General features: G+C 42.0%; 14 protein-coding genes. 10 read left to right on the top strand and 4 right to left on the bottom strand.

The window, feature by feature from the left end; translation table 11 throughout:
• Positions 1-26 precede the first annotated feature (26 nt).
• The 3 genes from ERJ70_RS18730 (at position 27) to ERJ70_RS18720 (ending at position 2,910) form a co-directional block, all read left to right on the top strand.
• A complete protein-coding gene (locus tag ERJ70_RS18730) occupies positions 27-707 on the top strand; it encodes a response regulator transcription factor (RefSeq protein ID WP_209366243.1) in 681 nt (226 codons plus the stop codon).
• Positions 704-1,777 carry a sensor histidine kinase gene (locus ERJ70_RS18725; RefSeq protein WP_209366242.1) on the top strand — a complete coding sequence of 358 codons (1,074 nt, stop codon included), beginning with the start codon at positions 704-706 and terminating at the stop codon, positions 1,775-1,777. The genes ERJ70_RS18730 and ERJ70_RS18725 overlap by 4 nt, the downstream gene beginning before the upstream one ends.
• Positions 1,778-2,511: 734 nt before the next feature.
• The gene (locus tag ERJ70_RS18720) at positions 2,512-2,910 is read left to right on the top strand and encodes a 3D domain-containing protein (RefSeq protein WP_245208064.1); all 399 of its coding nucleotides are present in this window, start codon (positions 2,512-2,514) and stop codon (positions 2,908-2,910) included.
• Positions 2,911-3,176: 266 nt separating this feature from the next.
• On the opposite strand, the gene ERJ70_RS18715 is transcribed toward ERJ70_RS18720, so the two are convergent.
• On the bottom strand, positions 3,177-3,575 hold the full coding sequence (locus ERJ70_RS18715) for a hypothetical protein (protein ID WP_209366241.1): 399 nt from the start codon (positions 3,573-3,575) through the stop codon (positions 3,177-3,179).
• A 486-nt stretch (positions 3,576-4,061) separates the two neighbouring features.
• Here ERJ70_RS18715 and ERJ70_RS18710 point away from each other — a divergent pair, with 486 nt between their 5' ends.
• The 7 genes from ERJ70_RS18710 to ERJ70_RS18680 all read left to right on the top strand — a co-directional run bounded on the left by ERJ70_RS18710 (position 4,062) and on the right by ERJ70_RS18680 (position 10,269).
• Entirely contained in the window at positions 4,062-4,751 is a 690-nt protein-coding gene (locus ERJ70_RS18710; RefSeq protein WP_209366240.1) for a YdeJ family lipoprotein, read from the top strand.
• A 116-nt stretch (positions 4,752-4,867) separates the two neighbouring features.
• Positions 4,868-5,119 (top strand): hypothetical protein, encoded by a 252-nt coding sequence (locus ERJ70_RS18705; RefSeq protein WP_209366239.1) that lies wholly within the window; start codon positions 4,868-4,870, stop codon positions 5,117-5,119.
• Between the two features lie 5 nt (positions 5,120-5,124).
• On the top strand, positions 5,125-5,292 hold the full coding sequence (locus ERJ70_RS18700; protein ID WP_209366238.1) for a hypothetical protein: 168 nt from the start codon (positions 5,125-5,127) through the stop codon (positions 5,290-5,292).
• Positions 5,293-7,103: 1,811 nt separating this feature from the next.
• The gene (locus ERJ70_RS18695) at positions 7,104-7,388 is read left to right on the top strand and encodes a DUF4212 domain-containing protein (protein ID WP_209366237.1); all 285 of its coding nucleotides are present in this window, start codon (positions 7,104-7,106) and stop codon (positions 7,386-7,388) included.
• A gap of 30 nt (positions 7,389-7,418) precedes the next feature.
• Positions 7,419-9,125 carry a sodium:solute symporter family protein gene (locus ERJ70_RS18690; RefSeq protein WP_209366236.1) on the top strand — a complete coding sequence of 569 codons (1,707 nt, stop codon included), beginning with the start codon at positions 7,419-7,421 and terminating at the stop codon, positions 9,123-9,125.
• A gap of 31 nt (positions 9,126-9,156) precedes the next feature.
• Positions 9,157-9,591: a hypothetical protein gene (locus ERJ70_RS18685; protein WP_245208063.1), complete on the top strand. Its 435-nt coding sequence runs from the start codon at positions 9,157-9,159 to the stop codon at positions 9,589-9,591.
• 225 nt (positions 9,592-9,816) lie between these two features.
• Entirely contained in the window at positions 9,817-10,269 is a 453-nt protein-coding gene (locus ERJ70_RS18680) for a helix-turn-helix domain-containing protein (RefSeq protein WP_209366235.1), read from the top strand.
• A gap of 70 nt (positions 10,270-10,339) precedes the next feature.
• On the opposite strand, the gene ERJ70_RS18675 is transcribed toward ERJ70_RS18680, so the two are convergent.
• From ERJ70_RS18675 to ERJ70_RS18665, 3 genes are all read right to left on the bottom strand, one after another.
• The gene (locus tag ERJ70_RS18675) at positions 10,340-11,803 is read right to left on the bottom strand and encodes a methyl-accepting chemotaxis protein (RefSeq protein WP_209366234.1); all 1,464 of its coding nucleotides are present in this window, start codon (positions 11,801-11,803) and stop codon (positions 10,340-10,342) included.
• 203 nt (positions 11,804-12,006) lie between these two features.
• Complete coding sequence (gene blaI / locus ERJ70_RS18670; protein ID WP_209366233.1) at positions 12,007-12,390, bottom strand: penicillinase repressor BlaI; 384 nt, start codon at positions 12,388-12,390, stop codon at positions 12,007-12,009.
• A gap of 22 nt (positions 12,391-12,412) precedes the next feature.
• Entirely contained in the window at positions 12,413-14,188 is a 1,776-nt protein-coding gene (locus ERJ70_RS18665) for a BlaR1 family beta-lactam sensor/signal transducer (protein ID WP_209366232.1), read from the bottom strand.
• Between the last annotated feature and the right edge of the window lie 68 nt (positions 14,189-14,256).

Raw genomic sequence — 14,256 nt, 5'->3', positions numbered from 1 at the left:
TTAGTTGATAAAAAGGAATGAACTGCATGGCTAAAATATTGATTGTAGATGATGATCCCAACATCCGGGAATTGGTTCGGTTGATTTTATCCAAAGAAGGATTAACGATTGTAGAGGCGGCAGACGGAGAAGCAGCCCTTTCCGTACTTGAAAAGGAAAAAATAGATTTGATCATCCTCGATATTATGATGCCGAATATGGATGGTTGGGCTTTTTGCCGGGAAGTGCGCAGCTACTATTCCGCCACGCTGCCGGTTTTGATGTTGACGGCGAAAGGCGAAACAGCCCAAAAAGTGAAGGGCTTCGACCTTGGCGCAGATGATTATTTGGTAAAACCATTCGCTCCTGCTGAACTGGAGGCACGGGTGAAAGCACTGCTTAAACGTTATCAGGTGACCATATCGAATCAAATGGAAATAGGCAATGTCCTTATTGATCGTGCTGCTTATAAAGTGTTTATCGACAGAGAGGAAATATACTTGCCCCCGAAAGAATTTGAATTGCTGTTCAAGCTTGCGGCACAGCCTCAAAAGACGTTCTCCAGGGAACAATTGATCGAAGACATTTGGGGATTTGATTACGAAGGTGATGAACGTACGGTGGACGTCCATATCAAACGGTTGCGGCAGCGATTTTCTCAAGACGATTGTCCGTTTAAAATCGCGACTGTCCGCGGACTCGGATACCGATTGGAGGTGAAGCAGTGAAGCGATCAGAATTCATCAAACGAAGGATTCTGCCAATTTTGGCTGTCACTGCTGCTTTGTTGATCGGGTGGTCCTGTGCCTATTGGTTGACCTCTCCACTGTATGACATGATAGGGTATCATCCACATGGCCTTACCAAGCAGTTGATCAATTCGATCCTCGGTTTTTTGTTGTTTGGGTTTGCTATGCATATTTTCAGTCGAACGAAATGGATGCGGAAAAACCAGGAGAAATTCTTGCATCCGATTATTCAGGCAATGAAGATGATGGCGGAAGGAAATTTCAAGATCGACCTTTCCTTTTACCAAACACAATTTCAGGACAAGGGCGATCATCCATACTCCAGAATCGTCGAAAGCATCAGCCATATGGCAGATAAACTCGGGGAAATGGAGGAAATGCGCCAGGAATTCATCTCCAATGTCTCCCATGAAATCCAGTCCCCTTTGACGTCCATAAGTGGATTTGCCCATGCGTTGAAAAATAAAAACTTAAGCCAGGAAGAACGCGACCATTACCTGCAAATTATTGAGACGGAAAGCTATAGGCTGTCCAAACTGAGTGAAAATTTATTGAAGCTCACCTCTTTGGAGTCCGAGCATTTAGCTCTTGAACGAAAGGAATACCGGCTGGATCATCAGCTGCGGTGTATTATTCTTGCTAATGAACCACAGTGGGTCGAAAAAGAAATCACCATGGACGTTTCTCTTGATAACGTAACGCTCAGGGCGGATGAGGAGTTGATGGACCAAGTATGGACAAATCTTCTGCATAACAGTATTAAATTCACCCCTACTGGCGGAACCATCGAGGTGCAGGCGAACAACATCTCTGATAACAGAGTAGAGGTGAGGATTTCGGACACAGGAATCGGGATGGAGAAGGATACCTTGATGCATCTGTTCGAGCGATTCTATAAAGCCGATAAGGCGAGAAACCGTAATGCAGGAGGAAGCGGCCTTGGTTTGTCGATTGTCAAAAAAATCATTGAATTGCACAACGGACAGATTCACGTTGCTAGTGAGCCCGGAGAGGGAACGGAGATAACGGTGGAGTTGGTTTCATATTAATAAAGTATTCAATGGGATTTCTCAACCAACCAAAGCAAAGTAAACCAAAACGTAACAGCACAAAGAATGGTAAAAATGAAAAATAATGGACTCAAGATAATCAAAAAGAGTTCCGAATCTATAAAAAAACCTGCAATGGTGGCTATCATAAGTGCGGAAAAAGTGTAAAACAACAAACTAATTATGTGATTAACATTATACTTGTCAGAGATTTTATCCCAAATAGATGATAGTAATAATCCAAATATCAATATAGCTGGAAAAATAAACATTGCAATAAAGAATAGCCAAAAATAAAAAGGAAAAGTCTCATCCGGATAACTGTTAAGTTCTAGATATGTTGCAATAACCAAGGTACAAAAGATTGATGTTGATTATACCTGCTTTAATTTTTTTCTTGAACATACCTTTCCTCCTTAAAATCGTAAGAAAAAATATTATTCTTAAGGTTATTTTATCATATTAGATAACTCCAAGAGTTAACTATAAAAGGGAAAGAAGGCAATAATTTTTATTGCGTTTCTCTTTACATCTATATTGCAATTCTATTAAAACGTCCAAAAGAGACAGCCTCCTATTCGATATCTATAGCAGATAAAACATAGGAGGTAATCACTATCAAATACTTAACACTAATCACATTACTAATTTTAGGATTAATCGTTTTTGCAGGCGAAGTAGCTGCAAGCAGCAAGTATACGGTTGAATCAGGCGACGTACTATCGGAAATTTCAATGGAACATAACGTAAGTATCGATTCCTTGCTGGAGTATAACTCCTCCATCACCAACCCGGATGTCATCTTTGCCGGCCAGACGATCACCATACCGGATGCAAAGGGAGAAACGTTTAGAGTATCTGCTTATACGGCAGGCTATGAATCAACTGGAAAACAACCAGGAGACCCCGGCTACGGCATTACAGCATCAGGGACCGAAGTGCAAGAAGGAGAAACGATCGCCTGTCCACCATCCTTCTCCTTTGGGACAGAAGTCTACATTCCATACTTTGATAAAACATTCACTTGTGAAGACAGGGGAAGTGCCATCACCAAAGGGCGGATGGATGTTTATATGGAGGATCTGGATGATGCACTAGAGTTTGGCGTCAAGGAATTAAAAGTTTTGTATTAAAATAGTTTTGGTCCATCAAGCCAGTCCCTTTCTCGAGAAGGAGGGGGCTGGTTTTTAGATTCTTAAAGAACGGCTGGAATTCCACAAAGGTATTTTTTCATAAGCGTTAACTACTAATCGATTAAGACTTTCCACATAAACATAGGAAAAAATAATTAAACAAACAAGGAAAAGATATTTTTTGTTGTGGATTCTTAGCAGACTATAGCATTAGTGAAGTGATTTATTTTTTTGCTGTATTCCTAAGAGATTCATTGTTGGGTTGTTCAATCGCGAAACAAATCCGAAATTAAAACCACCTCATTTTTTGACCAAGGTTGAAATGCAAGGTGCATTAATACAGGTACTAAGAGACCTGCCACAAAAATCATCAAAAGTATTGATAAACCCCTTGGCCAAGGTATGCTCGCTATGAAGGGCAAAACTGTCATGTATAGTACGTCTAAAACCACTGTTCTAAGTTTATTTTTTTCTAGTTTGGTATTTTTATAACTTAAGAATAAAATACCTGCTAATGCTAATATTATCCACTGCCATATAAACGCATCATCGTTTGGAAGGTAGTATCCAAAATAACCTGCTATGCTAGCTGCAATCAACACATAGCCAAACCAAGAATTAAGGTGTAATGATTTTTTGTTTTTTATGAGTACATACTTTCCCATAGAAAAACCTCCAAGTACTTATATACTAACATAAGCTAATCCACTAAAAATAAAGAGGACAAGGTATGCATATTTAACCAGTATTTAGTTATCCTCCTTTAGAACTTGGATACTGGTAGAGATGGAAAAAGTATCACCTCGCCTAAAAACTAAGAGAGATCCTTAAAGGGTCTCTTTTATTTAATTCCTAGTGCCCACATAATCATGCCAGATAAGGTGGTCAAAGAGGGTGCTGAAAGAATTCCGAGAATTGTAGTGACAACTGACCCGACAGCACCTTAAGTGGCATATCCAAATTCGACAACCATTAACCACCTTGAATGTTCTTTGATTGAAAAAAACATTGGTATATAATGTTAGAGTCTAGGTAAATCGTATTTTTTAGTAACCGGAAAGTTTTTGTGTGGGTGTTAGGGCAGGCTTCTTTCGTCCGTTGACAACCGAATCGGGTACACTAGATTGTTAGTACAGGAAAGGATTGATGGAATGAGAAAACGATTAAAGATTACTTGCTGCAGTCTTGCCTTACTAGGGCTTGTTCTGTTGCTCATTGGGTGTGGCAGTTCAAATGAACAATCAGAAACAGACACTTCTGAAAATGAATCCGCTAGTGAATCGGAAGAAAAAGCGGACGAGCCGAAAGAAGAGGGGAATGTTTTAGATTCCTCAACAGAATCAGATGAAACGACGCCGGAGGATTCGAATGACACTTCTTCAAATTCGGAGGAAGCAAGCAATGGAAATTCCTCTAATACATCAGAAAGTGAAGAAAATAACGACCCATTGGCGGAGTATTCTGCTGAAGAAATTGAATACGCGCGGGTTTGGCTTCAGCTTGGACCAAATCAAGAAATAGAGGAACTGAACGTTCATCGAATATCAGCCGGCGAATTGATCAATCCCGACGATGAGACGAGCGCTGTTTATCCGGAGGATGTCATCCAATTAGCAGGTTCCCGGTTAGTGGATGGCTCTGTTACATATAGCAGCAACGGTGACGGAACAATCAACGTATATAACGTTCCTTTGCGCTGGGATGGTAACGCCGAAGTTGATGAAAATTTCATGCAGGAATACACAGAGGGAATTATCGAAGACGCTGAGGAAGTATATGTCGAACCAGGGGATGCTGAAGAAGTTAAACGGCTGATTCGAATCATGAAAATTCATAACTAGTTCACCAGTTATTGGTTGATTAGTTTGTTGTTGAAGGTTAATAGAGAAATCCAGGTTCAGGAGACTTCTTGATCAGCATAAGAGGACTATGGGCTTTTTTGGGGAGAGAGAAAGAAATGAATTTTTTAAAGGAAAACGAAGTCAAACTAGTGAAAGCATTGATATATGGCTTTATTGGAGGAGTTTATTACAGTATATTGTTTGTTTCACAAACGGAGGTATTTGTTAACGGTAATACACGGACCTTTCAAGAAAAAACAGTATTTGAATACATTGTGGAGGTCTTACAAGTTTCTGTATCCGTATCTATCGGAGCCACTGTGTTACTCGGAATATATCTTCATATCAAACAACTTAAGAAGAGGTGAAAAAAGTGGAGGTAAGCGACTATTATCTTTTAATTCCTTTATTAGTCGCGGTTGCTGTTATCCTGCATCGCTCCAGCGTATTCTCCAAGGCGATTAAGTATATTGGTTATGGCTATTTTTTTGTCTTAACGGTAGTATATGATCGTGAGGGAAAGAATCAGTCACCTTTATGAACATCCGCCCATTCCTGATGTATATTAGCCTTCTTTTATGAATCGTGTTCCACTCCGGCAAGGTACTTCGCTTTCCGCGGGCACGGCTTCAGCTAACTTGGCAAAGAATACCGCTTTGCCAAGTGGATCTTCAGCTCGCGCTCATCCCGCAGGAGTCTGCGCACCTTGCCTCCGTGGAATGAAGATGGTTTCTCTTCTGGTGTGATTTCCGCCTTGTCTATTGCTGCTTCGGATAGAAAGCTGAACTGCATGGGAACTAATGGTATTTTCCTTACTATGCTGTTGATCTGCACCCTCCAATTTCTGAAGAGTTCCTGCTTATTTTTCTTCTTCGTCACTGTTTAAAAATCTAACACAGATAGAAGAATACGGTTCTACTCATTTTGTCTAGATCATGTAGAAATCAGACCACGAAAACCTAGCGAAAGCAAGATACGGAGACTCCTACGGGAATAGCTCTGAGCTGAAAATCCCGCAAGAAAGCAGTTGGTGCTTTCTGAGGAAGTTGAAGCCGTGCCCGTGGAACGCGTAGTATCTTGCCGTAGCGATACGAAGCACGCATCAAACAACAGGATAAAAGGAAGTTTATTGAACAGACAAGTAAAAATCGAACGAATATGATTTGACATTTCCAGTTTGCTCGGTTTTTGCTTTGATGACCATGCTTTTGTAACGGCCACATTTTTTAATGATATCGTATTAAACCAAGGTGATTAAATGCTTTGAGTCCATTTTCCTCATACTTAACTCATTAGGGTAAATAAAAAACTATTTCCAAAAACCCAAATCATCGGAGTTAAAATAACCAGCAAAAATAAGCCGGTGAACATATACTTTACGTATTGTTTCCTATTTGTGCCCTCTCTTAATTCCCATAGTCCTAATGTTATAAAGTACAGTCCAATCAAAATTGAAATAATCGGAAGTACAAAAATCAAGACTTCCATCGGACCCCTCCCTATCAATTATTCTATAAGTCTTTTGCTCATCAGCTGATAAAAGGAATGTTTATGTTGTGTATCTGAGTAACCTTAGTGTATCATACGTTTCCATATACTGTATTAAATTCCCTTAAAACCAAGCAAGGTAATTGTTCAAATATTTAATTGCGCCCAGGTTAATTCGTTGTATCCATCCAGAAGAATGAAGAAGCGATCACCTTGCTGAACAAATTGCAAAAATATAAGCGGTAATTTTAAGGAAAGGGAGGAGAATTAGCTTGGCTGTCGAAATATTAACCTAGTTCTCACTATGTTAAATGTTCCAGCCGAAATCCCAATCTGGAATGCCGCTTCCACCGCTCTCGCAAGATCTTTTTTGTGCTTAGTTATAAGGTCTAGATATCTTCATTGAATAGTTAGGCAGGAAGAAGTCTTTAATAAAAAGTTTAAAGATACCCACACAATAACCCCAGACCATCTTACATTTGGAAACAATCAATGTTAGGTCCATTGCTTCTCCGTTTCGACATTCGCGGGTTGGAATCAATGGGTTTAAACCCGGATTCCCGTCCCTCTAGATCAAGCTAAAGTGCCTAAAAGTAGGATAGCGCCAGCAAAACTTTTTGTGCACCGTATTGCTTCCGCCGTTTACGGAAAGTCCCTACTACCACAATTGGCTAAAATTTTTAATATCTAAAATAAAAGCGGGATTGTCTCATATAAATATACAGAAGCTGCAAAGAATCATGGCTTCCGACAAGGGGGTGATTTATTTCATAAATATGAAAGCGCTTTAAAAAGAAGAGGCATAATCTATTGGACAGTAAGCCATTGGCTTGATGGTTAATGAAAATCAAAGGAGGCTGGACAATGGGAGAACCAGAAAGAGTACAAACACTTGATGACAAACAGAGTTGGTACTGGAAGAAAAACATCAAGCTTATTTCGTTTTTACTAGTAATTTGGTTTCTTGTTGGGTTAGGTGGAGGTGTGCTTTTTGCCGCTCCTTTAAATGAAGTTCCCTTTTTCGGGGTAACGTTGTCATTCTGGATTGCACAGCAGGGCGCTATCCTGGTTTTTATCCTGTTAATATTAAGCTATGCCATCAGAATGGACAAATTGGACCGAGAGTATGCTGAAAAGAAGGATCAATAAAAAGGAATAAATTCGCAGGGAGGGATGGCATTGAGTGTAGAAGCAATTACCATCATCATGGTGCTGATAACATTTGGTCTCTATACAGGGATTGGCTGGTGGTCGAGGGTAAAGGATACGTCCAGCTTTTATGTGGCTGGACAAAATGTTCCGACGGTCGCGAACGGAGCCGCGATTGCTGCGGATTGGATGTCCGCTGCCTCGTTTATTTCCATGGCGGGACTTGTTGCGTTTTTAGGATATGACGGGACCATCTACTTGATGGGCTGGACTGGCGGATATGTTCTTTTAGCCTTATTATTGGCACCATACTTAAGGAAGTTCGGAAAATTCACTGTGCCCGATTTTATCGGGGACCGGTTTTATTCCAGCTCTGCCCGTACGGTTGCAGCGATAGCGACAATCTTTATTTCACTGACCTATATTTCAGGACAAATGCGCGGTGTCGGCATAGTCTTTAGCCGTTATTTACAAGTAGACATAATCATTGGTGTTTTAATTGGAATGGCCATTGTCGGTTTCTTTGCCCTGCTTGGAGGGATGAAAGGGATCACCTGGACACAAGCTACCCAATATTTTGTCATCATTATTGCCTTTTTAATCCCCGCAATCGCCATTTCACTACAATTGACAGGTAATCCAATTCCACAGCTGGCTCTTACCGGCAGTGATATCGTGGATCGGTTGACTTCCATTCAAATCGACCTTGGTATGACAGAGTACATGGCGCCTTTCACCGATTTATCCATGCTTAATGTGTTCATGATTACGTTGGCATTAATGGCAGGAACAGCTGGGCTGCCACACGTTATCGTCCGTTTCTATACTGTCAAAAATGTCCGGGCCGCCCGTTGGTCAGCGGTGTGGGCAATCATTTTCATTGCTTTGCTTTATTTGACTGCTCCCGCCGTCGGTGCATTTGCGAAGTATAACCTGATCAATACCATTGCCGACCAACCGCTGGAGGAAGTGCAAGATATCGACTGGGTAAACAAATGGGAATCAACCGGGTTGCTGCAATTCAATGACCTCAACGGGGATGGAATCGTCAATTTTTCAGAAGGGGAAGCTAATGAAGTCGTCATCGACGGGGACATTATTGTTCTTTCCACGCCTGAAGTTGCCAATTTAGCTCCATTTATTATTGCGCTTGTTGCAACAGGTGGTTTGGCGGCTGCCCTGTCGACCGCTTCAGGATTGCTGATCACCATGTCGAGTGCAGTCTCACACGATATCTATTACCGGATTTTTAATAAGGAAGCTTCTGAAAAACAACGGTTGCGGGTCGGACGGATTACCTTATTGGTTGCTCTGTTGATTGCCGCTTATGTAGGTATCAATCCGCCAGGGTTTGCCGGGGAAGTCGTTGCCTTGGCATTCGGTTTAGGTGCAGCGAGCCTCTTTCCGGTCATCCTGCTTGGAATTTTCGATAAGCGGATGAATAAAGAAGGGGCCATCGCCGGTATTCTTACAGGCTTGATTTTCACGCTTTTGATGATCGGGCTGATTCTCTCGGAATCTATCTTTGGAACAGAGGGAGCCATTTTGGACAGCTTCTTTGGCATCAATGCGCAAGGCGTCGGTGTGATCGGAATGGCATTAAACTTCATCGTAAGTTTCATTGTCTCCCGCAATACGCCTGCACCTCCAGTGGAAATCCAGCAGCTGATAGAAAATGTGCGGGCACCTGAAGTGGACAGCGAGCTGGAGATTGCAGCGACGACAGAAGATAACTAGTTAGCCAATTGGTGAGAAGGAGGCGGATACGTTGGATCTAATAAACATCATCGCCATTTCGGCAACAGTGCTCGTATGGTTTCATCCTTGGATGGGGCTGCAAACCTTTCGCAAGACAATTGGTATTACGCTATTTTTGGAGCTGTTTTACCTGATAGGCTCTTACGCGTTAGGCTGGCCATTTCCAACACCATTGGTTCTCATCCAGCTTTTTATGGTGACGGTTTGGGGTGTCCTGCTCGGGATCGCCTTTTCGCGGATCTGGCCGCTGCCTTCTCACAAAGGGTTTGAACGCATCTTTCGCACCTTCCTTGTGGTGATACCGGCCCTGGGACTTGGAATGGGGCTACAAGTGCTCTTGCAGGGTGCTCAAGCCACACAGGCTATTTATCTGATTTTTGCACTGTCCGCTTGGCTTGGATCCGGACACTTTATCAGAGAAACAGCCACAGAAAAATACAGTTAGATGGCTACGTTAAAAATATTGGCAGTCTTGCCAATGTTTTTTTTGCAATTTTTTGATGGAAATATCTTCAGGTGAATAGAGGTAAGTATGATTAAAACCCGTTATCTCCCTTTTTTAGTTTGTGGCAACCCAAGCGTGCGGCGTGTTGCAACCACAGTTATCTTTACTTTTCGCTGACGTTAAAACCATAATGGATGCATAGACAACAGAAAGGTGATTGGTGACATGAACTTTGCTGAGAAGTTGAAAAAGGAAAGAAAAGATAAAGGCTGGTCCCAGGAAGAATTGGCCGAGAAACTTTTTGTCAGCCGGCAGTCGATTTCAAAATGGGAGAATGGCCAAAATTTTCCCAGCATTGAAATTATCATTAAGTTAAGTGATTTATTCGGAGTCACGATTGATGAATTATTGAGAAGTGATGAGGAGCTGAAGGAAAAAGTGATAAACGATAGCAGACAATTGGCCTATCCAAAATGGAAGGAGTTTTTTGACATCGTATTTTTAATCGGTGTTGTTCTTTTGGTAATTAAGTTAGTCGTTATCTTTTTAAATAAGGTAGCGGGATGGGATTTAACCTTATATGGCGGGTCCTTTTTATGGAATTTCGGACCGCTGATTCTCATGGTCGGGGGAGGAATTGGTTCCGGTATGGTGAAAGAGAAGTACAAAGAAGATTAAAATCAGATCGACGGACCTGCCCCTGTTGGTATCGGGGGCAGGTCCGTTTCTCCTGTGAAAAATTTCTGCTTTAAAAAAGATTGGCAAGGTTTTGCGTGGCTTTATTTGTGTTTTGGATCAATTGGGCAAGCTGTTCTTTATTTTCCGTTTGGGATTGGACAGTTGCCGAGATTTCTTCCAAAGAAGCGGAGGCTTGTTGTAATATGGAAGCAAATTCGCTGACTGCTCCTTCGATGGATCCGGTTTCTTGATCAATATTTTTCGCGACAGTACTAAACGAATGGATTTCCTGTTTCAAATTAGCGATCGATTTTTCAATCGATTCAAAGATAGCTTTGTTCTTGATCGTCCCTTCGATATTTTCATCCATTTTGCTGGCGACATTACTCATTTGATCTTGTGTATCGAGATTGTTCGAATGAATTTCATTCAAGGTGGTAGAAATCTGGACAGCTGTTGTATCTGTTGTTTCAGCAAGTTTTCGGATTTCTTCGGCTACTACAGAGAACCCTTTTCCAGCTTCCCCGGCCCTTGCCGCCTCGATGGATGCATTCAGTGCAAGGAGATTCGTTTGTGAAGTAATCTCCTGAATTGCCTGGATGGATCCAAGGGAGGATTCGATATTCCCGCTGAGCTGCTGCATATTCTTTTGCGTTAATTGAATAAACTGCTTGAATTCGTCCATTTGGTTACTCAGTACTTGCGACTGCGAGCGGCCTTCGTCGATTTGTGACGTCATGTGAGTCGTCGAGTCGATAATTTGGTCCACTCGGCCATTCATCACGTCCACTTGATTTGCGGTGCTTTCAATTGCATTTGTAATATCGGCGATGGCATTTTCCTGTGACTGGGTTCCAGACGCCATCTCTTGAAGCGCCATGTTGAGCTCCCGGGTCACTGCTTTCTCTTCTTCCGATTGTCCTTCTATCTTATGCATATTGGCTGCAATGACTTCCGAGTTATCTGCTAACGTAACACGCTGTGCTTCTTCCTTTTCCAGCTTTTCTGCCATTGCAATCTGGGTGGAGCTGAGGTTCTTTTCCAGGCTGCCCATGATTTTTTGTTGGAAAAACAGAACTATGACAGCTAAAGAAAACAACAGCAAATAGGTGCCGATATCGGATGAATAGACATCTCCGTTTAAAGTGAAAGCGAAAATGAGCAATCCGACTCCGAAAATGGTTCCGATGGCATAGAGGATCAGGTTCATATAAAGGGCGGAACAAATCAATAAAAAGTAAATTAAAGAAAGGTTGTTTTCCGAGGGGCTGACAATGATAATCGCTCCCAAAAGCATCCCCAACCCGATTATCGACAAATAAGCCAATTGTTTTGTCAGACGCTTGGTTATATTCAAGAAAGCGACAACGATACATAGTACTCCGCCGCCGATAGCAATGGTCAAAATAAGCTCCAGTGGTTTTCCTAAACTCATCTCCACGACGGTACCCAAGATGACCGATAGGATCAGCATCATCAAGATGACGTTATTTTTTTTTCTCAAGGTTTTGAGGTTTAGTTCTTCGATTGACATTCCCATTCTCCTTCGTTCTTTTATACTATAATAGTAGCAGAAAAATAAAAAAACGCACGTCATTTTAGGTATTTAGAACTGTTTTATCCGATTGGGAATGGGAGATGACTCTGTAAATCAATGACTTGGATAGCCCTTGAACAGGAATAAAGTCCATGAAAAAAATGAAGATGTGGAACCTTCACTTTGCGCAGTGCAGCGTCTTATTGTCTATCCTGCTTACTATCTAAAATAGATTGCAGTTCTTTAATATCTTCATCGGACAATTCCTCGTCCTCCATAAATTGAACGAGCATCGATTTTAACGTCCCGTCATAAAATCGTTTCACAAAAGACGCTGTTTTAGCGCGTTGGCATTCGTTTTGCGAATAAAGTGGATAAAACGTATAAACTCGCTGTTCCTTGTTAACGCCGATGACTTCTTTTTTGGTTAGTCGGTCTAACAGGGTGCGCACTGTTTTCGGCTTCCAGGTTGTTTGGACCTGCAAAGAGGAAATGATGTCATTTGCTGTTTGCGGCGCTTTATGCCAAAGCACTTTCAACACTTCCCATTCCGACTCTGAAATGCTGGGTATCTCATTTCTCATGTGAATCCCTGCCTTTGCCTTTTTAATAAAGATTTTTGTCTTTTAAGATGGATTTTGTAATCCCGGCAGCCGTACTGCCATTTGCATGCTTGTTGCTTTCGATATTGGTTGCAAAGAAATAGGTGTTGTTCTTCGTTTCTACATATCCGATGAACCAGCCGTTCACATCTTTTCCGTTGACCGTGCCTGTGCCGGTTTTTCCATATAGTGCTGCATGGTCTTTTGTCTCCAGCTTAATGGATTCTTTTACGAGTTGAACATGCTTTTCCTTAAACATCAATTGATTTGTATAAAAGTTTTTGAGCGTTTGCACTTGTTCAACTGGTGAGATCTTTAACGAAGATTCCAGCCAGTATGATTCCATTCCACCAGATAAATTTTGATTACCGTATTGTATCTTTTGAAGGTAGGCTTGAATAGGACGCCTTTGAATCTTTTTGTCCAGCTCCTGAAAATACCAGGACACGGAGTTTTCCATCGCAGTATATAGATTTTGATTTTGGTTCCAGGCTTTATATGGGTAAGTTGTTCCGTCCCACTTCAAAGAAGTCTGCCCGGGAGTAATGACACCAGCGTCTAATGCAAATAACGCATCGTAAATTTTGTAGGTGGAGTTCGGCGAAACCCTTAACACACTTTTCTCTTTATTATAGATATGGTATTGTGCTTTCTGCAAATCGTACAGGACGAAGCTGCCCTCATACCCGTTGAAAAAAAACTTTAAATCCTCATATGTTGTCTGGTTGTTTTCGAAATGGATACGATCCTCTCCATAAGACATGGCCGAAACAACCGGTATCTGACAAACGACCAGGGCTGCAAGCAAGCTGAATATCGCCATGCTTTTTAATGTTAATCGTCTGGATTCTGTTGAAAAGGCAGCGATCCGCTCAATCCTTTTTTTCAAGTGTTGCTTGGAACTGGCTAGTTGGTTGACCATGGCGAACCGGCTTGCAGAAAAGGAGGATTTCCGCGCAAACTTGATGATCGTGTTTCCGTAGGCTGCATAGTCGTCTGGAGCGAGTGTTTTCAAGACGGCATGGTCACAGGCAATTTCCCGGTCTAACCGCATTTTCCGGAATGCCATCCAAATCAGCGGATTATACCAGTACAACATTTGAAACAGGACGACCAGGTAATTCGTGACAATGTCTTTATATTTCACGTGATGTAACTCATGAAGGAAAATGTATGTCAGTTCTTCCTCGGAAAGCCATGCTTCTGCCCCACGGGGCAGGATGACATAGGTTTTGAAAATGCCGAACGTCATCGGCGACTTAAAAAGCGGTGAATCCGCCAGCACAGGTTTTTGCGAGACATGCAAACGTTGCTTGCATGTCTCGAATATAGAGAGTATTTGCTGATTCGTCATGGCCCTGGCAGATTTTTTTACTTGGCGCAGCTTCAGCCATGCATGCAGGTTCAGGCCAACCATCACAAGGATGCCAGCAACCCAGACAATGGTCAGGATTTGATTTAGCCATGTCACGTCGAACCGATTGACGGAAATGGAAAAATCGTGCGCCCAAGCTCTTCCGTTTTCCGTTAGGAGATTCTCTGGGGAAGAATTGGTCGGCGATGGATTGTTCGTTTGGTTCTGGTGCCACACGAATGAAGCTCCAACGTGCACTATACGTGCAGGGAGAAAGGGAAGTGTTAGCGCAGTCAGCAAAAGAAACCATAAATTGTATTGCCATTTGGATGATAGCTGGTTCTGAAAAATCTTCCGGATCAGTACGATGGCAATGACCACGACAGAAGATACAAACATGCATACGGCCAGGTGGAAGTCTGGCATTCTATTCATCTCCTTGTTCGGGAACCGATTGTAAACCCATTTGTCCATGTTGTCGTCAAAATGATAGT

The sequence above is a fragment of the Sediminibacillus dalangtanensis genome, from assembly GCF_017792025.1.
Classification (GTDB): domain Bacteria; phylum Bacillota; class Bacilli; order Bacillales; family Amphibacillaceae; genus Sediminibacillus; species Sediminibacillus dalangtanensis.
This window is presented reverse-complemented; position numbering and strand designations above follow the sequence as displayed.

Bases quoted from the DNA above. Each gene is read 5' to 3' on its own strand.
- ERJ70_RS18730 (WP_209366243.1), top strand. From the start codon at position 27: ATGGCTAAAATATTGATTGTAGATGATGATCCCAACATCCGGGAATTG.
- ERJ70_RS18720 (WP_245208064.1), top strand. From the start codon at position 2,512: ATGGAACATAACGTAAGTATCGATTCCTTGCTGGAGTATAACTCCTCC.
- ERJ70_RS18715 (WP_209366241.1), bottom strand. From the start codon at position 3,575: ATGGGAAAGTATGTACTCATAAAAAACAAAAAATCATTACACCTTAAT.
- ERJ70_RS18710 (WP_209366240.1), top strand. From the start codon at position 4,062: ATGAGAAAACGATTAAAGATTACTTGCTGCAGTCTTGCCTTACTAGGG.
- ERJ70_RS18705 (WP_209366239.1), top strand. From the start codon at position 4,868: ATGAATTTTTTAAAGGAAAACGAAGTCAAACTAGTGAAAGCATTGATA.
- ERJ70_RS18695 (WP_209366237.1), top strand. From the start codon at position 7,104: ATGGGAGAACCAGAAAGAGTACAAACACTTGATGACAAACAGAGTTGG.
- ERJ70_RS18680 (WP_209366235.1), top strand. From the start codon at position 9,817: ATGAACTTTGCTGAGAAGTTGAAAAAGGAAAGAAAAGATAAAGGCTGG.
- ERJ70_RS18675 (WP_209366234.1), bottom strand. From the start codon at position 11,803: ATGTCAATCGAAGAACTAAACCTCAAAACCTTGAGAAAAAAAAATAAC.
- blaI (WP_209366233.1), bottom strand. From the start codon at position 12,390: ATGAGAAATGAGATACCCAGCATTTCAGAGTCGGAATGGGAAGTGTTG.
- ERJ70_RS18665 (WP_209366232.1), bottom strand. From the start codon at position 14,188: ATGCCAGACTTCCACCTGGCCGTATGCATGTTTGTATCTTCTGTCGTG.